Origin of the sequence: Qingrenia yutianensis (assembly GCF_014385105.1) — a bacterium.
Taxonomy (GTDB): Bacteria; Bacillota; Clostridia; order UMGS1810; family UMGS1810; genus Qingrenia; species Qingrenia yutianensis.
In genome coordinates this window covers 17169-40109 of sequence record NZ_JACRTE010000009.1, presented here as the reverse complement: position 1 = coordinate 40109, position 22941 = coordinate 17169, and the positions used below count along the sequence as shown (strand labels likewise).

General features: G+C 43.7%; 16 protein-coding genes. 9 read left to right on the top strand and 7 right to left on the bottom strand.

The window, feature by feature from the left end:
• Positions 1-4 precede the first annotated feature (4 nt).
• From H8706_RS08275 to H8706_RS08260, 4 genes are all read right to left on the bottom strand, one after another.
• The gene (locus H8706_RS08275; protein ID WP_262432226.1) at positions 5-3718 is read right to left on the bottom strand and encodes a DUF6273 domain-containing protein; all 3714 of its coding nucleotides are present in this window, start codon (positions 3716-3718) and stop codon (positions 5-7) included.
• A gap of 24 nt (positions 3719-3742) precedes the next feature.
• The gene (locus H8706_RS08270; protein ID WP_262432225.1) at positions 3743-5266 is read right to left on the bottom strand and encodes an extracellular solute-binding protein; all 1524 of its coding nucleotides are present in this window, start codon (positions 5264-5266) and stop codon (positions 3743-3745) included.
• Positions 5267-5340: 74 nt separating this feature from the next.
• The gene (locus H8706_RS08265; RefSeq protein WP_262432224.1) at positions 5341-6222 is read right to left on the bottom strand and encodes a carbohydrate ABC transporter permease; all 882 of its coding nucleotides are present in this window, start codon (positions 6220-6222) and stop codon (positions 5341-5343) included.
• A gap of 1 nt (position 6223) precedes the next feature.
• Positions 6224-7180 (bottom strand): ABC transporter permease, encoded by a 957-nt coding sequence (locus H8706_RS08260; RefSeq protein WP_262432223.1) that lies wholly within the window; start codon positions 7178-7180, stop codon positions 6224-6226.
• Positions 7181-7479: 299 nt separating this feature from the next.
• On the opposite strand from H8706_RS08260, the gene H8706_RS08255 reads away from it, so the two are divergent.
• Together H8706_RS08255 and H8706_RS08250 are read left to right on the top strand one after the other, a co-directional pair.
• Positions 7480-9768, top strand: coding sequence for a helix-turn-helix domain-containing protein (locus H8706_RS08255; protein ID WP_262432222.1), 2289 nt, complete (start codon positions 7480-7482; stop codon positions 9766-9768).
• Positions 9769-9794: 26 nt separating this feature from the next.
• Positions 9795-10973 carry a glycoside hydrolase family 130 protein gene (locus H8706_RS08250; RefSeq protein ID WP_262432221.1) on the top strand — a complete coding sequence of 393 codons (1179 nt, stop codon included), beginning with the start codon at positions 9795-9797 and terminating at the stop codon, positions 10971-10973.
• 66 nt (positions 10974-11039) lie between these two features.
• Here H8706_RS08250 and H8706_RS08245 read toward each other — a convergent pair whose 3' ends face one another.
• From H8706_RS08245 to pyk, 3 genes are read right to left on the bottom strand one after another with little or no spacing between them, the layout of a single operon-like run.
• A complete protein-coding gene (locus H8706_RS08245) occupies positions 11040-11174 on the bottom strand; it encodes an oxaloacetate decarboxylase (RefSeq protein ID WP_262432220.1) in 135 nt (44 codons plus the stop codon).
• A 21-nt stretch (positions 11175-11195) separates the two neighbouring features.
• Positions 11196-12296, bottom strand: coding sequence for a sodium ion-translocating decarboxylase subunit beta (locus H8706_RS08240; protein ID WP_178347499.1), 1101 nt, complete (start codon positions 12294-12296; stop codon positions 11196-11198).
• A gap of 18 nt (positions 12297-12314) precedes the next feature.
• Complete coding sequence (pyk, locus tag H8706_RS08235; protein ID WP_178347498.1) at positions 12315-13748, bottom strand: pyruvate kinase; 1434 nt, start codon at positions 13746-13748, stop codon at positions 12315-12317.
• Positions 13749-13920: 172 nt separating this feature from the next.
• Here pyk and H8706_RS08230 point away from each other — a divergent pair, with 172 nt between their 5' ends.
• The 7 genes from H8706_RS08230 to dnaJ all read left to right on the top strand — a co-directional run bounded on the left by H8706_RS08230 (position 13921) and on the right by dnaJ (position 22870).
• On the top strand, positions 13921-15138 hold the full coding sequence (locus H8706_RS08230; protein WP_262432219.1) for an iron-containing alcohol dehydrogenase: 1218 nt from the start codon (positions 13921-13923) through the stop codon (positions 15136-15138).
• 163 nt (positions 15139-15301) lie between these two features.
• Entirely contained in the window at positions 15302-16156 is an 855-nt protein-coding gene (locus tag H8706_RS08225; RefSeq protein ID WP_178347496.1) for a sulfide/dihydroorotate dehydrogenase-like FAD/NAD-binding protein, read from the top strand.
• A 1-nt stretch (position 16157) separates the two neighbouring features.
• The gene (gene gltA / locus H8706_RS08220) at positions 16158-17579 is read left to right on the top strand and encodes an NADPH-dependent glutamate synthase (RefSeq protein WP_262432218.1); all 1422 of its coding nucleotides are present in this window, start codon (positions 16158-16160) and stop codon (positions 17577-17579) included.
• A 256-nt stretch (positions 17580-17835) separates the two neighbouring features.
• Complete coding sequence (gene hrcA, locus H8706_RS08215) at positions 17836-18861, top strand: heat-inducible transcriptional repressor HrcA (RefSeq protein ID WP_178347494.1); 1026 nt, start codon at positions 17836-17838, stop codon at positions 18859-18861.
• 15 nt (positions 18862-18876) lie between these two features.
• Positions 18877-19428 (top strand): nucleotide exchange factor GrpE, encoded by a 552-nt coding sequence (gene grpE, locus H8706_RS08210; RefSeq protein WP_262432217.1) that lies wholly within the window; start codon positions 18877-18879, stop codon positions 19426-19428.
• Between the two features lie 47 nt (positions 19429-19475).
• Positions 19476-21335: a molecular chaperone DnaK gene (dnaK, locus tag H8706_RS08205; RefSeq protein WP_262432216.1), complete on the top strand. Its 1860-nt coding sequence runs from the start codon at positions 19476-19478 to the stop codon at positions 21333-21335.
• Positions 21336-21733: 398 nt separating this feature from the next.
• On the top strand, positions 21734-22870 hold the full coding sequence (dnaJ, locus tag H8706_RS08200; RefSeq protein WP_262432215.1) for a molecular chaperone DnaJ: 1137 nt from the start codon (positions 21734-21736) through the stop codon (positions 22868-22870).
• The last annotated feature ends 71 nt before the right edge of the window (positions 22871-22941 follow it).

The following is a 22941-nucleotide window of genomic DNA, read 5'->3' as shown; positions in this document are numbered from 1 at the left end:
CTTTTTATTTAACCGTCAGCGTAAACGGTTGTTTAATAGTTACTTTTCCGTTATTCTCAACCGCGATGTAATACGTATATTCACCGGCGGTACTTACGGAATTTCCTGTTATATCTGCGCTTGCGCCTGAGTTTGCCTCCACATTGAGCGGCTGCTTGCCGCTTTTTGCAATTCCGTTTTCATCTGTGATATACACAAGCGAATTAAACGGAACGGTAAGCATACTGTCAAGCGTAAAGCTTACAACATAACTTTCATTTGCGTTTGTTTCTATCTTCGATTTTGCATACGGCAAAAGCGCACGCGATATATCAACATTTTCTGTTTTCATAATCTCGTTTGCCCACGAGCAGAGATTTTTTGCAAGATAATCATTCATTGCGGTAAATCCCGTTTTGCCCGTAAAGTTTTCAGCTTGCCTTACCTCGTTTGCCGTTTTGTTATAACGTTTTGCGTAACGCATTATCGCATCGGTAAACAAAAGCGAGGTTTCGGACTGATTATCTTTTTTTGCAAGTATCGCCGCGTTTAAGCTTTCCACCGCCGAATCGGACGTTTCGTATTTCGCGTCATACATTGCATATGCCGCCGCCATTCGTTTGGTAGCTTGGTAAACCTCAAACAATGCGTACATAAAATCGTTGTTGTCCATAATCGACGGATTAGATTTTTTCTCGGCTATCACTGCCTTGCCAAATGCATACAAATCGTTAAGCATTTCAAGCTGTCTTTCTGCCGTCGGCATTGTGTTAAGTGCAATATAACTGTCAAGTTTTGCCTTGTATGTGCTGTATGCCGAGAAATCCTTAAACGCGTCAAGCGATAAATCGTCAAATGCGTCTTTAACAAGCGTGAGCGGTATATCGTAGATGTAAACCGGCTCTGTGCCGATTTTGATATTTTCGCCGCTTATCGCATTGCCGAACATATCCTCGGCGCGCGCACCGCTCGGAAGTGTGTATGTATACGGTGTTTCGGTTTTAGCGTTCATCATCTTTTTCCACACTATCATAAACGGTTTTGTAAGGCTCTGATACACATAGCCGTAAACATTTTCGGCTATTTCGACTCTGCCGATATACTGCGCCGACGAACAGGTGTTATTGTACTGCGAAAGCGCATATCCGGCAGGTTTTACACTGTAATCGTTTCGGATAAATCCGAAATTGTGTTCGACATAATTTATATCGGTGCCTCTGTCATAAGCAGTAAAAACATCGGTATGGCTTATATCAAGGTAATTATTATACACAAGCGCTTTGATTATAAATATTGCCTGGTCGTCCTCGCTTGTGCCGCTTCTGCCCATTCCGTCATATATTTCGTTCATATTTGAGGAATCAACATATGTTGACCAGCCGACTTCGGAAACTGCCGCTTCAATCCAGCCGCCGTGCGCTTTGCGCGGTGCAAGGTAACGTGAATTGAGGTTGTAAACATAATCGTTTGTAATGCTTACGCTCACGCCGTTCGAGCGGTAGCCCGTATCTGGATTTTTGGGGTACATATATGGGTGGAACGAGTATTCGTCCGCATATTTCAACATTCCCAAGTCGTACATAATGTTAAGATAATTTTGGTGGTCGGTGTAATCGTTCATATTGCCTGCCGCAAGTGCACCTGCCGCAATGATTACATCGGGGTTGGCTTGCTTTATTTTTGCAGCCGTATGATTTAACATATATACATACTGTATCGGATCGGGAACGCTGCCCTCTTCATATCCCCAATATGTGGAAATATTGGGTTCGTTCCAAATTTCATAGCGTTTAAACGAAAGTGTTTTTCCGTCTTTCGATTTCAAAAGCGACGGAACGTTTGCGGCGTAATTTGCAAAAGCGTCGATTTCATCTTTTTCTATCGGCGGCTGCATATCAGGCCGCGATGTTGCGGTATTATGGGTATAATATTTATTGCCGTATCCCACAGTAAGCGTTGAAACGTTTATGCCGTTTTCAACATACGTTTCGATATTGTTTGCAGCGTTTGAATTTTCAGCTATTGCAAGCTTGCCTTTTTCCCTCTCGGCAACATTCCACGACGGTGTGGTTCTTAATGCGGTAAATCCGAAATTTTTAAGAAGCGTTACATAATCTTTCGGAATGGTATACCAATCAAACGGTTCACCTGTGGCAACGTTGTAATATTTGTCGAGCGGCTTTTCGGTGTAAAATTTTATCACCGAAAATTTGCTTTCTTTTTGAGCTTTTTCGCCGTCGTCCGAGGTGAGTTTGATTTTGATAACATTTTCGCCCAGCGGCGCGTTTGTTACCTTAATGCGCTTTTTCAAGTTTTCTATATCTGACACCGTGATATTCTCGTCCGTCTGCGTTTTCCAATCGTCAAACGTATACGACACCGTATATGTTTTTTGAGAATTTCCGGCATAAACAACCGAAACATCAAAATATGCGTCCTCTTGATTGTAGATATTTTGATACGCGTCGGGAATTGTTATTTCCGCTTTTTCGTATTTTTCGGGTTCTGCCGCCAAAAGCTTGTCAATTTCGCCGTTCATAACGACGCTTGAAAGCGGTATGAGGGTTTTGTAATCCAAAAACGCGAAAACTTTAATCTTGGCAGAGGATAAATCTTTCACATTGTTCAAATCTGCACTCACGCTTACGACACGTCTGCTTTCGCTGCCCGAAAGTGTGTAGTCCGTTTGGCTGATTTCCGCAAGAGCACCGTTTTCGCAAACCGCCGCTATAAGCTTAAAAGTTTGCTCGTTTCGCAAATGATTTGATACAAACGCTTTAAATACCGTTTTGTTGCCAATCTTTTTTAAACTCGGATTGTCAAATCTAATATTGTGAACATCGTAGCCTATATCCGAAAGTTCAATATCGGAATATATTTTTTCCGCCTGTTCGTATGTAACGTTTTCGAGAATTGCTTTTTTTACTTCGCCGCCGAGATTTTGCGTGTCGAGTTTAACATTTCTGAAAAAATCTGCGCTTATATAAAAGCACGGGCGCACAACGAGCCTTGAATAAGTCGATCCGACATCAAGTATGCAATTTATTCTTCCATCGGTCAAAAAATCCCATACACCGTAATCTTTCGATGTTCCGTGAGGCGAACGCAGCCACCACTGCATTTCTTCGCCGTTCGGTTTATAGCCTATTCTGTCAAAATTCGCCTTATATTCCGTAAGCGACAAAAGCGAAATTTTGCAGTCGGTTTTGTAAGGCTCAATTTCATACCCATTTTCGGTTTTACATCCTCTTTCGGTGTACCAGGTGTGCGTGTTGATGTAATCTTTCATATGCGGAAAATGTTTCGCCATATAACTTTCGTCATTGAGTCTTTGTGCAACAGATCCGCTTCTTTCAGGGTCATACACAAGACTTTCCGCAGTTTTTGTACCTTTTTTGTCGGTATCTGTAATGCTGTAATTGTTTGAATCATACGGTATCCCGTATTCGGTATATCCGTCGGTCATCACAAAAAATCCGTCATTTTCTTTCGCGTTGACATTTTTTAAAAGGATATATTTTTTATTATCCGCACCGTCCGACATCGAAAAAACATATTCTTCGGGTGTCTGCGCCAATCTCAGCGACGAGTCAATCCCGAGAGAACTGTCCGACCAAACCCACGCAAGCGGTGTTTCGAGCGTTTCGGTTATCGGCAGATGTGCCGCCGCGACACTTATTGCCGCGGCATTTGCAAGCGTAAATATGCATAATACCAATGAAATTATTTTCTTACACATTTTGCACCTTCTGTTCTGTATGACTTATTTATTTTCAGCCTGGAACGCTTTAATCATATCAATGTTGTCTTTGTACCACTTAGTTGCAAGTTCCTCAGCTTCTTTTCCTCCCGCAAGTTCCCACTCGCGTCTGAGTTCTGTTTCGCACCAGTTTTCGTCATACTGATTTCCGCCTGTGATATATTTAACCGTAATTGCGTTGATACTTGACGAGAAGTCGGAAACTATTGACGAAACTCTGCTCTCGGGCGGATTGTAAGGAACATCACGTCTGTAATGGTGCTTGTTGATTGTGTTCATAGCGTCAACCTTTTCAGCCGCCAATTTCTGTGAAAGTTCGTCCTGATTTGCCATTTTGGGAATCCATTCGGGATCCAAAACAAAGCTGCCCAAAACAGCATATCTTTTTGCATATTCAACTTCGCGAGTAAACGTATCTCTATCGCAGATTGTAACGGGAATTTCGCCGTCCATTTTGTAGTGAACGCCTTCTTCACCGAACATAAGATTTTTGTATCCGCCGCCGATAAGCCAGTCAACAAGCTTCATACCTGCTTCGGGGTTTTTGCAGTCTTTGTTCATCATAACGTAAAGCTGCGGAGGAGCTTCAACAAACATACCGTTTGTGCCGTATTTTGTCGAGAATGCTTCAAGCTGAACGGGGTTCGCGTTGGGATCGTTTTTCAAAAGAGTCTGGTTTACAGAAGAATCCCAGTTGGAGAACATAATTCCGGCTTTTCCCGAGTTCCAAAGTTCATACTGTTTTGAGCCGCCCTTGTCAACAAAATATTCTTTATCCACAATGCCTTCTTCGTACATTTTCTTATGCATTGCAATAGAATCTGCGTATCTTTTTGTAACAACGCCGTATTCCAAGCCGCTTCCGTCATCTTTTTCATACCACTGAGCGTGGGCGTTGTAGATTGTGTTGATGAACTGATACGGATATGCGAGCGGAACAATGTCATCGCCCAAAGTTTTGAATGCTTTTGCAACTTCAACAAATTCGTCGATTGTTGTGGGAGCTTTAAGACCAAGCTTGTCGAGCCAGTCCTGTCTTATCCACATACCGAATGACAAAATTTTGTCCGCCGGACGTCTGTTTGTGAAAGCATATGTTTTGCCGTCAAGCATTGTCCAGGTTTTGAGGTCGCTGTTTTCTTCGATGTATTTTTTGTACTCTGTAGAATGTTTTTCGATGAGGTCATCAAGTTCCATAAGCATACCGTCGAAAACAAGACCCTGGAAATATGCATTTGAATATTCAACAAACATATCGGGCGCTTCGCCTGCCGCCAAAAGCGTATTAAGCTTTGTTTTCATCTCATTCTGCGGAATTGCCACCCAGGTAATGTCAAGACCTGTCTGCTCCGCTATGTACTTTGTCCATCTGTTGTTTTCCGCCGTGCCTTCGGACGACGCAACATCAGGCGCCATTATAGCAACCGAAATGGAATTTTTTTCCGCCGAGTTGTCTTTACAGCCAACAAGCGAAAGCGAACCGATTACGATTGCAATCAAACACAAAATTGAAATAAACCTTTTCATTTTTTCTACTCCTCCTAAATTTTTAATTTTATATGATAAACTTAATTTATCAACAAACTTAACTTCGCGTATCATCAGCCCTTTACCGCGCCGACCATAACGCCTTTTACGAAATATTTCTGCAAGAACGGGTAAATGCAGAGCATCGGAATTGTTGAAATTACCATTGCCGCCGCCTGAACCGCGTCTTTTGCAAGTTTTTTGTCGGGTGACTCGCCGTCCGTTTCGGTAAGCTGTGCCTCGCCGACCGTCGCAATCATCTGACGAAGTTTAACCTGAAGAGGCATTTTCGCCGACGACGAAATGTAGATCATACCGTTGAAATATTCGTTCCACCATGCAACCGCATAGAAAAGCGTAATTGTTGCGATTGTCGCAAGCGAAAGCGGAAGAACTATTCTGAAGAAAATAAGAATATCGCCCGCGCCGTCAATCCGCGCCGCCTCCTCCAAACTTTCGGGCATTTGCTCGAAGAATGTTTTCATAACTATAAGGTTGTAAACCGTTATAAGTCCGGGAAGCCAAAGTGCGCCGTACTTGTTCATAAGTCCAAGACTTTTTACAACGATAAACGAGGGAATTGTACCTCCGCTGAAAATCATTGTAAACGTCATAAGCTTCATTATTGTTTTACCGCCGAGTAAACGTTTTTTGGAGAGCGCATATGCCGCGGTGGTTGTGAATACCATATTAAGGAAGGTTCCCACAACGGTTATTATAACCGTGTTTTTCATCGATCTTAAAAGCTGACCGTCCGAGATGAGATTTTTGTAAGCCTGCGTGTTAAAATCAACCGGCCACAAGAAAACTTTTCCCGATTCAATCGCCGCCGAGTCGGAGAACGATTTTGCTATGATTGTTGCAAACGGCAAAAGTGTGATAAGCACGCACAAGAAAAGAAATATGTAGTTTACCACAATAAATACCGCTTCGCCTTTGCTTATTCTTTTCTGCATACTACCACAAACCTCCTTCGCCGAGTTTTTTCGCTATTGAATTTGTGCCGAACACGAGAATAAGTCCTACAACGCCTTTAAAGAAACTCAACGCAGTTGTGATACTGTACTGACGCTGTTCAAGTCCGACTCTGTATTCGTATGTGCTGATAACGTCCGAAACGTCGAACACCGCACTGTTTTGGAGCATATAAATCTGTTCAAATCCTACCGAAAGCATACTGCCCATTCTAAGTATAAGCATTGTAACGATTGTTCCGCTTATGCACGGAATTGTTACGTTTATAATCTGCTGGAATTTGTTTGCGCCGTCAATTTTCGCCGCCTCGTAAAGCTGTGCGTCAACGTTTGTTATCGCCGCAAGGTAGATGATTGTTCCCCAGCCGACGCCTTGCCAGATGCCCGACGCTATGTAAATTACAACCCACGAAAACGGGTCTGTGATGAACGACTTCGGTGCCATTCCGAAAAGCTTTGAAAGAACTATGCTTATCGGGCCGTTCATTGATGTAAGCTGAATTATTATTCCGCCGAGGATAACCCACGATACAAAGTGCGGAATGTATAAAATCGTCTGCACTGTTTTCTTGTATGATTTGCAGTTTACTTCATTTATAAGAATACTCAAAATGATAGGTGCCGGAAATCCGAAAACAAGGCTTAAAATGTTAAGACCGATTGTGTTTCTTAAAATTACAAAAAAGTTCGGAGTTTTAAAAAGTCTTACAAAGTTGTCAAAACCGACCCACTCACTGCCGAGTATTCCTTTTCCGATTGAATAATCTTTAAAACCGATTACCATACCGAGCATCGGCGCGTACTTAAATATAAGAAGATAAATCAGCGCCGGCGCTAAAAACACATACAGCCAAATATCTCTGCGTATGCACTTCATAACGCTTTCCGAACCGAGTGCGCGCACCGTTGGCTCTTTTTTTGTTCTGTGCTTATTTCTCATAATGTTTTCTTCGCACTTCCTTTCTCATTTTTCCTGTTTCCATCATAACACCCAAACACTATACGTTTCAACTTGAAATATTTGCTATTAAATCTCTTTTTTGATTTTTGCACTGACTGTTTTTGATTTTAACTTACGTTTTTTTGTTTTCGCGCTGTTTTAGGGCATTTTCAGTGCAAATAAGAGCACCCGATGGCACATAAAAAGTATCAAATATATTTAATTTACAAAGCTTTGTTTTTGTGGTAGAATATAATCATAGCTGATTTTGGTGCTAAAAATTAAAAGGAATGGTTATAATGCACAGTAATAATGTAAACAAGCTTTTCAGGCTGACGGCAATTACAAATTCGGTGTTGTTTCTGATTGTTATATTCGCGGTCAGTTCCATAAGCTTCAGCACGGTAACCGACATTTTATACAGCGAGCTCTCCGTTGCGAACAGAACGATTTTGTATCAGACAATGCAAAATGTAGATTCACAGCTTAAAAATATTGATATGTATGTGTCAAACCTTGCGAAAGACAGGACAATAAACGAATATATTATAAATCCTTCGCCCGCCCCGCTGGCAAAATTTGACGTTGCGCAGATTGTTGCCGACGCGAAAGACAAAAACGCAATGATAAGCGAAATTTTCATATATTCGGGCGAAACGGGAAAATTTATACCGTTTACGTCGACAAAAAGTTCCGATTTTTTGTATTCCGTGATAAGCAGTGTGCTTTCGGAGGAAAAACAGGGCTGGATTGATGTGGAAAACACAAACGGAAGCCTTGTTTTTGCAAAAAAACTTTACAATAAAAAGGGCGTTATTGCGGTTACGGTAAGCGAAACACTTTTGTATGAAGCAATCAGCAAATACCGCACAGAAAACAAAAACGGTACGTTTTTCGTTATAAACCGCGCAGGAATAGTGCTTTCGCACAGCAACAAGGCGTATATCGGCACAAATGTTGCGACCGAAAAATATACGCAGTACATATTATCGGAAAAATCATCGGACAAGCCTTACGAAACAATGTATATGAACCAGAAAACCCTTATGTTTACGGGACGTTCGGGCTATACGGGCTGGACATACACCAGCGCAATACCTGTTTCAATGTTTATGACGCCCATTAACAAGGGTAAAATTCAGATTTATCTTTTATCGTCGCTGATTTTCTTAATTTCGGTAACGCTTGCATACATTCTTGTTAAAAAAATGTATAAACCCGTGGACAAATTTGTTCATTCGGTTGCAACGTCCATTACCAAAAACCACTCGCCCGAGCAGATACGGCAGAATTTCGGCACGTTAAACGACCTTGAAAAGACGCTTTCCGACCTGATTGAAGAACAGAGAGTTTTGCAGTCGGAATATCAGAAAAATGCCAAGGCATTAAGCTGGAACATCATTATGAATATGCTTCTCGGATTTGACACAAACTACGACAAATTCATTGCAACACTTGAAACGACGAATATTTCGCTTTATCCGCGCAATTTCGTGGTTGTGATGTTTGACATAAGTCCGCAGGACGATTTTAAAGATTTTAAAAGCGACGAATTTGTACTTGTGTTTAACGTTATCCACCAAAAACTCGACAATCTTATAACACAGGAAACAAAGGGCTGCAGCTGTGTTGTCGGCGACCACAGCATATTTGCGGTTATAAGCTTTGAAAACCACTCCGAGGCAGAGAATGTATCCTGCGCAATTTCAATAGCAAACGACCTTATAGAATTTTCCAAAAAAAGTTTTGAATACACCGTCTGCGCGAGCATCGGCGGATTTTACGAGGAGGTTTCGGGACTGCACAAATCATATAACGAAGCAGTCTGCGCTATGAAATACAAAGCTATCAACCAAGGCAACTCCATTTTGATGATTGACAACTATCTTACAAACTACGAAGAAAACGAAAATTTAAAAGAAATTTCCGATGCGGTTAACGTTATTGTTAAGGAATTTAAGAACTTTTCACAGGACGATTTGCGTGAAAAATGCAAGTCAATCCTCAAAAAAATGACGGACGAACACATTACGGTTGAAATTTGCAGGCAGTTTGTTCTTCAGACGATAATGCTTATCGTAAACCAGTACATCAAACCGCTCGAGGTTTACACACATTCGCAGATAAGCGGAAAATATCTTAATTCAAACCAGCTTATCGACTCGTGCACCGACGTTAAAACAACGGTGGACAATATGGAAAAAATTCTTTCGGATATTCTTGAAACCTACAAGCAGAGCCAGAACATAACATATTCGCAGAATGCGCTCGCGTCACAGGTGATTGAATATATCAACGAAAACTATATGAACCCGAACACAAGCCTCAACGCCGCGGCGGAAAAATTCGACGTGAGCGACTCGCATTTAAGCCGTGTATTTAAGGCGTCCACGGGCAAAAGATTTATGGAATATCTCATTTACAAACGCATTGAAAAGGCAAAAGAACTGCTTGTTTCAAGCCAGCACAAGGTAAACGATATTTCGTCGCTTGTGGGATACGACAATCAGATAAGCTTTATGAGAATTTTCAAAAAATACGTCGGCTACACTCCCAGTGAATACCGAAGTATGCACTCGAAAAAATAAATTTACATTTGAAAGGACACACAAAAATGCAAAATCCCGTTTTGAGCAGAAAATGTATTTTAACACCGCCCGAGGGCATATCGTGGGCAAGCGAAATGGTGCTCAACCCTGCGATAATCATTGACCCGAAAACAAACAGGACGCACCTTTTGATACGCACAACCGGGCCTTTTCCCGAAAAGCAGACCGAGGGAAAACCGCTCCCCTACCCGATTTTTCTCGCGTATGCGTATTCGGACGACGGCGAAAATTTTGAATTTGATTTTGACACTCCGGCGCTTGCGCCTATGCTTAACACCGAACTTTGCGGCCTTATGACTCTTGATATGCGCGGTGAAAAGGTGCCTGCATATATGAACGGGTGCATTGAGGACCCACGTCTGTTTTGGGTTGAGGACTCGTTATATTTGACCGTTGCGTGCAGAATGTTTCCTCCCGGACCGTTTTGGGAACACGACGACCCGCAGCAGTGTATGCCCGAATGGGCAAAATCGGACGAAAATCCGTTTAACACGCAGAAAAACCCCACCGTTACTCTTTTATACCGTGTGAATTTGGATTTTCTCTCGAAAAAAGACTACAAAAACGCGTTTACATACGTTACAAACCTCACGTCGCCTTTATACGGCGAGGACAGAGATGTTTTCCTTTTCCCCAAGAAAATGAAAATCGACGGCGAAATGCAGTATGTTATGATTCACCGTCCGTACTGTCCGCAGAATTATTCAAAAAGCAATCCCGAAAAGCCGTCAATTATGATTTCGGCGTCGAAAGATTTTTATTCTTTTGCGGAAAATGCGTCAAAAAGGAAAATTATTTATTCTCCGACCGAGGACTGGCAGGAGGAAAAGGTAGGCGGAAGCACACCGCCGATTGATATGGGAAACGGCGAGTGGCTCCTTAACTATCACGGCAAGAAAAACGATAAAATCGGCTACGGTCAGTCGTTTATGATTTTAAAGGAACAGGACAACGATTTTCCCGAAATTACGTATCTTTGCCCCGAAAAATGGATTGAGGGCGAGGCGGATTTTGAAATGCCGAACAAAGCGGCGATACCTGCAATTTTCTTTACAGATTCGGTAAAATGCGGTGACAAAATCATTGTTGCTTACGGTGCGTGCGACGAAAAAGCGTGCATAATCGAGCTTGATTACAACATTGTTGTATCGGAGGCAAGAAAATATCCGTACAAAGCAAAATAGACACTAAAACTTATAAAAAGGCATTAAAATACCCGACTGTATAAACAGTCGGGTTAAATTTTTTATTTATTCTCTGCCGTGCGAAAATTTGTTCAAAAGCATTGTTATTATAACGATAATGCCTATCACGGCGAAAATCGTCAGCATACCGAAAAGCATATATTTAAGATTGAAAACAAAATTCATAGGATTTATATTCATAATTTTTCTCCTTTCAAATTTCTATTTCATAAAGAAATTAAGAATTAAACCGCCCGCGATAACCGACGCAATCTGTCCCGAAACGTTGACGCCGATTGAATGCATAAGAAGATGGTTTTGCTTATCTTCGGCAAGACCTATTTTATGTACCGTTCTGCCCGACATCGGGAATGCGGAGATACCCGCCGCGCCAATCATCGGATTGATTTTTTTCTTTAAGAAAAGGTTCAAAAACTTTGCAAAAAGCACACCGCCCGCGGTATCAAAGATAAACGCAACGAGTCCGAGTCCCAAAATAAGCAGTGTTTCAAGCCTCAAGAAGCTTTCCGCCTGCATTTGCGACGCTATTGTTATACCGAGGAATATCGTAACGAGGTTCGCAAGCACTTTCTGTGCCGTTTCGGAAAGCGAGTTAAGAACTCCGCACTCTCTTATGAGGTTGCCGAACATCAAAAAGCCTATGAGCGACACCGACGCAGGCGAAACTATACCTGCAACAACAGTAATTGCAATCGGGAAAATAATTCTCGTAAGCTTTGAAACGTCTTTCTGCTGATATTCCATTCTTATCATACGCTCTTTTTTTGTGGTCAAAAGCTTGATTACAGGGGGCTGAATAATGGGAACGAGCGCCATATACGAATAAGCCGCAACCATTATCGCGCCGAGATATTTTGAATTGAGCATTTGAGCGACAACTATCGACGTGGGGCCGTCTGCCGCACCGATAACCGCGATTGACGCTGCGTCGTTTATATCGAAGAACACCGACGCCGTGCACAGCGTGAAGAATATGCCGAACTGCGCCGCTGCGCCGAAAATCATAAGCTTCGGATTTGTTAAAATCGGTCCGAAATCAATCATTGCACCTATTCCGATAAACAAAATCAGCGGAAAAAGTTCGTTTGCGATACCTGCGTTGTAAAGCGTTGTAAGTGCGCCCTCACTGCCCACTGCGCCCGAAAACGGGATATTTACCAAAATCGCGCCGAAGCCGATAGGCAAAAGCAGTGTCGGTTCCATATCTTTTTTGATTGCAAGATAAATCAGCACTCCGCCGATTATCCACATAATAATCTGACCTATTGAAATGCTTGCCAGATTGTTTAAAATGTCGCTCATTTTTTTCTCCTTAAAAATTTATTTTACGTCGTTGCTGACGATTTCAACTTTCATAATGTTTGTGTTGCCCGGTGTATCGAGAGGTATTCCGGCGATAATTACCACCCTGTCACCCACCGACACCATATCTATTTGTTTTGCGCAGTCGATAGCGTGGCAGAAAAGCTCGTCGCTGGTTTTCTGGAAACGCGAAAGCACGGGGTAAACTCCCCACGAAAGAGATAGCTGATTAAACGTTTTTTCAACGGGTGTTGGCGCTATAATCGGCTGTGCCGGTCTGAATTTCGACATTCTGCGCGCCGTCTGACCGTATTTTGAAAGCGCAACAATCGCCTGCGCTTTAATATCGCGCGCTGTTGTGCAGGCCGCGTCGCACACCGCATTTGTGATGTCCGACGTATCAAGGTCGTAGTCAACACCGTCGTAAACGTTCATACCAAAGGCGTCTTTTTCCGCCTGTTCAACGATTTTTGCCATAACCTTAACCGCCGTAATCGGATATTTTCCCGCCGCGGTTTCGCCCGAAAGCATAACCGCCGAAGTGCCGTCAAAAACCGCATTTGCAACGTCGGTGATTTCCGCACGCGTCGGTGTGGGATACGACATCATTGAATCGAGCATCTGCGTTGCGGTGATAACCATTTTTCCCGATTTGTAGCACTGTTTTATAAATCTTTTCTGAATACCGGGCAAAAGCTCATATTCAATTTCAACGCCGAGGTCGCCGCGTGCAACCATAATGCCGTCCGACGCCTCCAAAATTTCATCAAAATTGCTTATTCCCTCGGAATTTTCTATTTTTGAAACAATTTTTATCGAATGTCCGCCGTTGTAGTTTATGAATTTGCGCAGTGCAATAACGTCATCTTTATTGCGCACGAACGACGCGGCAACAAAATCAACGTCGTTTTCAATTCCGAACAAAATATCACTCTTGTCGCGTTCGCTCAAATACGGCATTGAAATCGGTACATTAGGGAGATTTATGCCCTTTTTGTCTGACAAAACACCTCCGCACACAACTTTGCACTCCGCAAAATCCTCGCCTGCTTTAACCACGCAAAGTTCGATTTTTCCGTCATCGAGGAGGATTTTTGTGCCCTCGGCAAGCTGTGACGGAAGCTTTGCATACGTTACGCTGACCTCTTTTTCATTTCCCTCAACGTCATTTGAACGGAGCGTGAAAATATCGCCGTCTTTAAGCGTCACCCTGCCGTTTTTAAAGGTTTTAACCCTGATTTCGGGACCTTTTGTGTCCAGCATAAGCGCAACGGGACTGTTAAGACGCTTTCTCACTTTCTTGACGGTTTCTATATTATCTTTATGATAATCGTGGTCGCCGTGTGAAAAATTAAGTCTGGCAACGTTCATACCTGCAAAAATCATTTTTTCAATCATTTCCTCACTGCAGCACGAAGGACCTATGGTGCAAACTATCTTTGTCTTCCTCATTTTTTTCAAAACATCTCCCCATTATAATTAACTCTGATTATTTTACCACTTTTTTACTCAATAATCAATATATTTTTCCAAATTTTATATAAATTTATTCAAAATTTTACAAAACGCATAATTTTTTGTAAAAAAGGCAAGCATAATAAAAAATTCTAAAGGAGATTTTGTTATGAAACGATTTACTCTGCCGAGAGATTTATACCACGGAAAAGGCGCGCTTGAAGCGCTTAAAGGCTTTGAGGGAAAACGCGCAATGATACTGTCGGGCGGCGGCTCGATGAGAAAATCGGGATTTTTGGACAAAGCGGAGAAATATCTTAAAGAAGCAGGTATGGAGGTTGAATTTTTCGAGGGAATAGAGAGCGACCCGTCGGTTGAAACGGTTATGAAAGGCGCGGACGCAATGGAAAAGTTCAAGCCCGACTGGATTGTTGCAATCGGAGGCGGTTCGCCTATCGACGCGGCAAAGGCAATGTGGATAAAATACGAATATCCCGATATAACTTTTGAAGATATGTGCAAGGTTTTTGCAATACCGAAATTAAGGCGCAAGGCGCATTTCTGTGCGGTTTCGTCAACTTCGGGAACGGCTACCGAGGTAACGGCGTTTTCCATCATAACCGACTATAATAAGGGCATAAAATATCCCATTGCCGACTTTGAAATCACTCCCGATGTTGCGATTGTCGACCCCGACCTTGTTGCAACGCTTCCTCAAAAGCTTATCGCGCACACAGGTATGGACGCTATGACCCATTCAATCGAGGCATATGTTTCCACTGCGCACACCGACTATACCGACCCCCTTGCACTGCATGCCATACGAATGATAAATGCCGATTTGGAGGGTTCGTATAACGGCGATTTGGAAAAACGCGAAAAGATGCACAACGCACAGTGCCTTGCCGGAATGGCATTTTCAAACGCGCTTTTGGGAATTGTTCACTCTATGGCGCACAAAACGGGTGCGGCGTTTGCCGACAAGGGCGCGCACATCACACACGGCGCGGCAAACGCTATGTATCTTCCGAAAGTAATCGCGTTCAACGCAAAAAATGCCGAGGCGAAAAAGCGGTACTGCGAAATTGCCGACCTTATAAATCTCGGCGGTACAAGCGCGGACGAAAAGGTGCAAAATCTTATAAACAGACTGCGTGAACTTCAAAAAACGCTGAACATTCCGCTTTGCATAAAAAATTACGGTGCGGACTCCTGCCCTGCCGAAAACGGATTTGTTTCGGAGGACGTATTTTTGCAGAGAGTGTCGGACATTGCCAAAAATGCGGTTGCCGATGCCTGTACGCTTTCAAATCCGCGCGAAATTTCGCCCGAACAGATGGAAAAGCTTTTAAAATGCTGTTACTACGATACCGAAGTGGATTTTTAATATTTGTTAAAAATAACGGTGAAAACAAAATTCACCGTTATTTTTTTGGTATGTTGTCCAAAATTTTTATTTGACTATTCGCGCATAATACGTTATAATTAAGCTTATGTGGCAGACATCATATATTTTTTAATATATCTTTTTATAAAAAGGAGCAATCGGAATGTATAAAATTCTAAAAAAAGAAGAACTTAACCCGACTGTGACAATGATGGACATTTACGCTCCGTTTGTTGCAAAAAAAGCAGAACCGGGACAGTTTATCATTTTACGCGTAGACGAAAACGGCGAGAGAATACCTCTTACCATTGCAGGCTACGACAGGGAAAAAGGCTCGGTTAAAATAATTTTCCAGATTGTGGGCGCAACCACAAAAAAACTCAATATGAAAAACGAGGGCGAATATATTGAAGATTTCGCAGGTCCTCTGGGCGTTGCAACCCACACCGACGGACTTAAAAAAGTCTGTATCGTGGGCGGAGGAGTCGGCTGTGCCATTGCACTCCCCATTGCGCAAAAACTTAAAGAAAACGGCTGTGAAGTCACCTCGATTATCGGTTTCAGAACAAAAGACCTGCTCATTTTGGAGGACGAGTTTAATTCAGCGTCCGAAAAGCTTTACGTTATGACCGACGACGGTTCATACGGCAGAGAGGGCAACGTTTGCGTACCGCTCAACGAAATGTTTGACGCCGGCGAAAAGTTTGATATGGTTATCACAATCGGACCGCTCATTATGATGAAATTCGTCGTTGAGGCGACAAAAAAGACGGGTATTCCCTGTACCGTTTCTATGAACCCGATTATGATTGACGGAACGGGTATGTGCGGAGGATGCCGTCTTACGCTTATCGAGGACGGAAAGAGAGTGACAAAGTTCGCGTGCGTCGACGGTCCGGACTTTAACGGCTACGAGGTTGATTTTGACGAGGCTATGGCGCGCGGAGGAATGTACCGCGAATTTGAAAGACACGCATATGAAGAAACGTGCAATCTTTTTGCAAAGGAGGGCAAATAATATGGCGGCAAAAATAAATATGAACCCCGAGAGAAATCCTATGCCGGCGCAGGACGCAAAGGCAAGAGGCAAAAATTTTGACGAAGTTACCTACGGCTACAGCGAGGCAACCGCAATCGACGAGGCACTGCGCTGTCTTTCGTGCAAGCATATGCCGTGCGTTTCGGGATGTCCCGTAAACATTCATATTCCCGAATTTATCGGAAAAATAAAAGAGGGCGACTTTGAGGGCGCATATCAGGTTATAAACAAATCGTCGTCCCTTCCTGCGGTTTGCGGAAGAGTTTGTCCGCAGGAGGTGCAGTGCGAGGCTAAATGCGTAAGAGGCATAAAAGGCGAAAGCGTCGGAATAGGCAGGCTTGAACGCTTTGTTGCCGACTGGCACAACGCGCACGCAAACGGCGCTGTGAACAAAATCGAGAAAAACGGCCATAAAGCGGCGGTTGTAGGCTCGGGCCCGTCGGGACTCACCTGTGCCGGCGACCTTGCAAAAAAAGGCTACGACGTGACGGTGTTTGAGGCACTTCACACAGCCGGCGGTGTGCTTGTTTACGGAATTCCCGAATTCAGACTTCCTAAAGCAATCGTTAAAAAAGAGGTTGAAAACCTCAAAGAAATGGGCGTTAAAATAGAAACGAACATTATAATAGGAAAAACCCTCACGGTTGACGAACTTTTCGATATGGGCTTTGAGGCAGTATTTATAGGTTCGGGCGCAGGACTTCCCAACTTTATGGGAATACCGGGCGAATCGTACAACGGCGTATATTCCGCAAATGAATTTTTAACACGAAGCAACCTTATGAAAGCATATGAAAGCGACCCTGTAACGCCGATTATGAAAGGCGGAAAGGTTGCGGTTGTCGGCGGCGGAAACGTTGCTATGGACGCGGCGCGAAGTGCGTTAAGGCTGGGCGCGGAGAAAGTTTATATCGTCTACCGCCGTTCAATGGAGGAACTTCCCGCGCGTAAAGAAGAGGTTGAACACGCGATTGAGGAGGGCATTGAATTTATGCTTTTGAACAATCCCGTTGAAATTTTGGGTTATCACAACCCCGATGACAGACGCGACCCGAAAAATGGCTTTGTGACCGGTATGAAGTGCATTAAAATGGAACTCGGCGAGCCTGACGAAAACGGCAGACGCCGTCCCGTTCCGATAGAGGGCAGTGAATTTGTGCTCGACGTTGACACGGTTATAATTTCAATCGGAACCTCCCCCAATCCGCTTATCAAAACCACAACGAAAGGTCTTGAAGTTAACAGACGCGGAGGAATTATCGTCGAGGAAAACGGCGCAACCACAAAAGAGGGCGTTTATGCCGGCGGTGACGCGGTTACGGGCGCGGCAACGGTTATTTCGGCGATGGGCGCAGGCAAAATTGCCGCAAAAGCGATTGACGAATATATTCAAAGCAAATAATTTATAAAAATTTTTACGGGATACCGAATGTTCGGTGTCCCGTTTTTGGCTTTATAACGGGATTTTTATATCAAATTTTAAAACTGCTCAAAAAAATTAGCAATCTCAATGCGTAAATTGTTAATTTTTTTTGAAAATAGCTATTGACAAACCAAATAAATAGTGGTATTTTATATTTGTTAGCACTAAAGGACTTTGAGTGCTAATTTTATAAAGAAATACCAAACAAATTTAAAAGGAGTGGATATTCGTGGAATTGAGCGACAGAAAACGCCGTATTTTAAGAGCGATTGTAGACGATTATATCCGCACCGCAGAGCCTGTCGGCTCGTCTTACATTTTAAACAGGCACAAGCTGGGAATAAGCTCGGCAACAATCCGAAACGAGATGGCGGAGCTTGAGGGAACGGGTTATCTTGACAAACCGCACACCTCGGCCGGCAGAGTGCCGTCGTCGCTCGGATACAGGGTTTATGTAGACGAACTTATGCAGCGCTACACCCTTACAGTGCGCGAAATTGAAGAAATGCGCGCCTCGCTCAAAAAAAGCTATCTTGAGCTGGGCAATATTTTAAAGGATATTTCCAATACCGTGGCGCATCTTACAAACTATACGACGCTTATTTCAACACCGTGCGTTGCAACAAACATATTAAAAAGCATACGTCTTGTTCCGCTTGACGAAAAAAGCTTTGTAATGCTTGTTGTAAACAGCGGAGGAATTGTCAAGAATACTACCATAACGGCAAAAGGCGGAGTGGACGCAAAGGTTTTGGAAAGGCTGGGAAATTACTTAAACCTCACCTTCTGCGACCGCGAGGTCGGCGCGATTACAAACGAATTTATCCTCGCGCAGAAAGAGATTATGCCTCTGCCCGACGAAATTATGAACCCCGTAATGGGCTTTTTGTCCGAAGTTTTACAGGATTTCACGGGATTTGACATATCGGCGGACGGTCAGGCAAACATTTTGAACTATCCCGAATTTAAGGATGTTAACCGAACGAAAGAATTTTTTGATTTTGTAAGAAATATCGACAAAAACTTTTTGAAAGAAAAAATTGCCGACGATAAAATCAATATTCTTATCGGCGACGAAAATCCGCATCTTAAAGATTTGGGATTGAGCATGGTAATTTCAAACTACAAAATCAAGGACGGTATGATTGGCGGAATTGCGATTGTAGGTCCTACAAGAATGGATTATTCAAAGGTTGTCGCAACGCTTGATTATCTCAAGAAAAACCTTGACAAGTATTTGGACGGAACCGACACCCGTTAAAGGAGATGACTTATATTGGCTGATAAAGAGAAGAAAAATTTGAAAGATGAAGAATTAAAAGCAGAGGAAAATGCCGAAAACGCAGAAAATTCCGAAGCAAACGAGCCTGCCCCCGAGCCCGAAACAAACGAGCTTGAAAAGGCGAAAGAAGAAATAAACGCATTAAACGACAAATATTTAAGGCTGTGCGCCGAGTATGACAACTTTAAAAAGCGCACTGCACGCGAAAAAGAGGCAATTTACATTGACGCGGCGGCGGACGCGATTAAAGAGCTTTTACCCGTTATGGACAATCTGGAGCGCGCGATAGGCAGTATTTCCGACAAGGAAAGCGATATTTACAAAGGCGTTGAAATGGTTTATAAGCAGACCGAGGAAATTTTCAAAAAGCTCGGCGTTTGCGAAACCAAAGCCGTCGGCGAGGAATTTAACCCCGAACTGCATAACGCGGTTATGCATATTGAGGACGAAAACGTCACCGAAAACACCGTGGTTGAAGAATTTCAAAAGGGTTATACTTATAAAGACAAAGTTCTTCGCTACAGTATGGTTAAAGTTGCAAATTAGTACATTTTTGTGTTTTGAATTTTATTTAAAATCGGAGGTAATACATTATGAGTAAAATTATTGGTATTGATTTGGGTACAACAAACTCCTGCGTTGCAGTTATGGAGGGCGGAGAAAGCGTTGTTATCCCCAATCCCGAAGGTGCAAGAACAACTCCTTCGGTGGTTGCTTTTACTAAAACGGGTGAAAGACTGGTAGGTCAGGTTGCTAAAAGACAGGCAATCACAAACCCCGACCACACCGTAAGCTCAATTAAAAGAGATATGGGTACCGACAGAAAGGTTACAATCGACGACAAACAGTACACACCGCAGGAAATTTCGGCAATGATTTTGCAGAAACTTAAAGCGGACGCGGAAAGCTACCTCGGCGAACCCGTTACACAGGCGGTTATCACCGTTCCGGCATACTTCTCGGACGCACAGCGTCAGGCTACAAAAGACGCAGGTAAAATCGCAGGTTTGGAGGTTCTCCGTATCATAAACGAGCCCACCGCGGCGGCGCTTGCATACGGTATGGACAAAGACAATGAGCAGAAAATTATGGTTTACGACCTCGGCGGCGGTACATTCGATGTATCTATCCTTGAAATCGGAGACGGCGTATTTGAAGTTCTTGCAACAAGCGGTAACAACCGTCTTGGCGGCGACGACTTCGACCAGAGAATTATAGACTATCTTGCAGATGAATTCAAAAAGGCAAACGGCATTGACTTAAAAGCCGACAAAATGGCTCTCCAGCGCCTTAAAGAGGCGGCTGAAAAAGCTAAAATCGAGCTTTCGGGCGTTACAACCTCTAACATAAATCTTCCGTTTATTTCGGCAGATGCAACAGGCCCGAAACATCTTGACATCACACTTACAAGAAGCAAATTCGATGAGCTCACCGCAGACCTCGTTGAAAAAACAATGGAGCCGACAAGACGTGCTCTTTCCGATGCAGGTCTTAATCCGTCGGATATTCACAAAGTGCTTTTGGTCGGCGGTTCGTCAAGGATTCCTGCCGTTCAGGAGGCTGTTAAACGCTTAATCGGCACAGAACCCCACAAGGGCATCAACCCCGACGAGTGTGTTGCAATGGGCGCGGCTATTCAGGCAGGCGTACTTGCAGGCGAAGTTAAAGACCTTCTTCTTCTCGATGTTACTCCGCTTTCGCTCGGTATCGAAACAATGGGCGGTGTATTTACAAAAATCATCGAAAGAAACACAACCATTCCTAAAAAACACAGTCAGATTTTCTCGACTGCCGCAGATAACCAGACAAGCGTTGACATTCACGTTCTCCAGGGTGAGCGCGAAATGGCACAGTATAACAAAACCCTCGGAAGATTTTCGCTTTCGGGCATTGCTCCGGCTCCGAGAGGCGTGCCGCAGATTGAAGTTACATTCGATATCGACGCAAACGGTATCGTTCACGTAAGCGCTAAAGATATGGCAACCGGCAACGAGCAGAAAATCACCATCACCGCAAGCTCAAATCTTTCGGAAGAAGATATTGACAAAGCGGTTAAAGAGGCTGAAAAATATGCCGCAGAGGACAAGAAAAACAAAGAGGCGGTAGACGCGAGAAACAACGCCGACACTCTTGTATATCAGTGCCAGAAAGCTCTCACCGACCTTGGCGACAAGATTGACGAGGCAGACAAAACCGAAGTTAACACCAAAATCGACGCAGTTAAAAAGGCTCTTGAGGGCACAGACGTTGAGGCTATAAAATCGGCAACCGAAGATTTGCAGAAGAAATTCTATGATGTTTCTTCAAAAGTATATCAGCAAAACGGCGGTGCGCAGGGCGCACAGGGCGCAGGCTTTGACCCCAACGCACAGGGCGGTGCGCAAAACGGCGGTGCAAACGGCGGAAATTACGAAGGCGACTACACAGTAGTTGACGATGACGACAAAAAGTAATATAATATAGCCAAAAGAAAGTAATCCGAACCCGCCTGAAAAGGCATAATTTCGGCATCTTTTGGCTTGTCATCTTTGCAAGGCGTCAGCCTTGCTTCATCTTCCGCACCAAAATCTGCTCAAAATTCTATTCTTTTCAGGTCGAAGAATTTTGAGAGAGCGGATTTTTGGTTGCGCAAGGCAAAAACGCAGGTAATCCTGACGGATTGCCGAGTATTTTAACAAAGTCGAAAGCGAAAATCCGCCTCTCAAAATCGGAGTTCGGATTACTTTCTTTCGGCTAGGCATACGGGGTTTGAATCTCTTATGCCTGAGTGCATTTTACAGAAAGCCGTATGTAACATACGGTTTTCTGCTTTTGCATATTACATAAAACAAGGAAAGGCATTGAATTCTATATGGCGGAAAAACGAGATTATTACGAAGTGCTCGGTGTATCAAAAGGCGCGAGCGACGATGAAATAAAAAAAGCATACAGAAAAGTTGCCAAGAAATACCACCCCGACCTGAACCCCGGAAATGCCGAGGCAGAGGCAAAATTTAAAGAAGCGAACGAGGCATACGAGGTTTTGGGAGATAAGGAAAAAAGGCAGAAATACGACCAGTTCGGTCACGCGGCGTTCGACCAGACGCAAGGCGGATACGGCGGTGCGGGCGGTTTCGGCGGTTTTTCCGATTTCGGAGATTTCGGCGATATTTTCAGTTCGTTCTTCGGCGGAGGCTCGCGCAGACGCAATCCTAATGCGCCGAGACGCGGTTCGGACATTGAAGAAAGAATTATGCTCACGTTTGAAGAGGCGGCTTTCGGCGTAAAGAAAAAAATCAAAATCTACCGTGTTGAGGACTGCGACGTGTGCGCCGGCACGGGTTCAAAAGACAAAAAACGCAAGCAGTGCCCCACCTGCCACGGTACGGGCGAAATAAGACGCGTCACCAACACGATGCTCGGTCAGATGGTTAACACCGCGACGTGTAATACCTGCGGAGGTACGGGAACGGTTGTTGAAAATCCGTGCCAGAAATGCCGCGGAAAAGGCAAGGTTAAACGCGCCTGCACGGTTGAGGTCAACATCCCGGCGGGAATTGACACAAACGAAACGGTATCGTTCCGCGGATTGGGAAATCACGGTTTTAACGGCGGTCCGAAAGGCGATTTGCTTGTAACGGTCGTTGTAAAACGCCACGATTTGTTTATGCGAAACGGCACGGAGGTGTTCTGCAAAATTCCGATAACGTTCGTTCAGGCGGCGCTCGGTGCGGAAATCGACGTCCCCACCCTAAACGGCAAGGTTAAACAGACAATTCCCGAGGGTACGCAAAACGGCACGCGCTTTACCATTAAAGGCGCAGGAATACCCAACGTGCGCACGGGCATAAAGGGAAACCAGGTTATTGAAATCGTTGTCGAAGTTCCCCAGCGTCTTAATTCGGAACAGAAAACGGCGCTCAAAAAATTCGGCGAGCTTACAAACGACACAAATCACAAACAGCAGAAAACCTTTTTTGACAAGGTAAAAGAGAATTTCAAAAAATAAATATTTTAACTTTTGGGCATAGGAAAAATTTTTCTATGCCTGAAATTGTTTATAAAATATTTTCAAAAATA

Coding starts and splice junctions, on each gene's coding strand:
- pyk (WP_178347498.1), bottom strand. CDS start 13,748: ATGAGGAAGACAAAGATAGTTTGCACCATAGGTCCTTCGTGCTGCAGT.
- H8706_RS08265 (WP_262432224.1), bottom strand. CDS start 6,222: ATGCAGAAAAGAATAAGCAAAGGCGAAGCGGTATTTATTGTGGTAAAC.
- H8706_RS08250 (WP_262432221.1), top strand. CDS start 9,795: ATGCAAAATCCCGTTTTGAGCAGAAAATGTATTTTAACACCGCCCGAG.
- dnaJ (WP_262432215.1), top strand. CDS start 21,734: ATGGCGGAAAAACGAGATTATTACGAAGTGCTCGGTGTATCAAAAGGC.
- H8706_RS08230 (WP_262432219.1), top strand. CDS start 13,921: ATGAAACGATTTACTCTGCCGAGAGATTTATACCACGGAAAAGGCGCG.
- H8706_RS08240 (WP_178347499.1), bottom strand. CDS start 12,296: ATGAGCGACATTTTAAACAATCTGGCAAGCATTTCAATAGGTCAGATT.
- H8706_RS08255 (WP_262432222.1), top strand. CDS start 7,480: ATGCACAGTAATAATGTAAACAAGCTTTTCAGGCTGACGGCAATTACA.
- dnaK (WP_262432216.1), top strand. CDS start 19,476: ATGAGTAAAATTATTGGTATTGATTTGGGTACAACAAACTCCTGCGTT.
- H8706_RS08275 (WP_262432226.1), bottom strand. CDS start 3,718: ATGTGTAAGAAAATAATTTCATTGGTATTATGCATATTTACGCTTGCA.
- H8706_RS08260 (WP_262432223.1), bottom strand. CDS start 7,180: ATGAGAAATAAGCACAGAACAAAAAAAGAGCCAACGGTGCGCGCACTC.
- H8706_RS08270 (WP_262432225.1), bottom strand. CDS start 5,266: ATGAAAAGGTTTATTTCAATTTTGTGTTTGATTGCAATCGTAATCGGT.
- H8706_RS08225 (WP_178347496.1), top strand. CDS start 15,302: ATGTATAAAATTCTAAAAAAAGAAGAACTTAACCCGACTGTGACAATG.
- H8706_RS08245 (WP_262432220.1), bottom strand. CDS start 11,174: ATGAATATAAATCCTATGAATTTTGTTTTCAATCTTAAATATATGCTT.
- gltA (WP_262432218.1), top strand. CDS start 16,158: ATGGCGGCAAAAATAAATATGAACCCCGAGAGAAATCCTATGCCGGCG.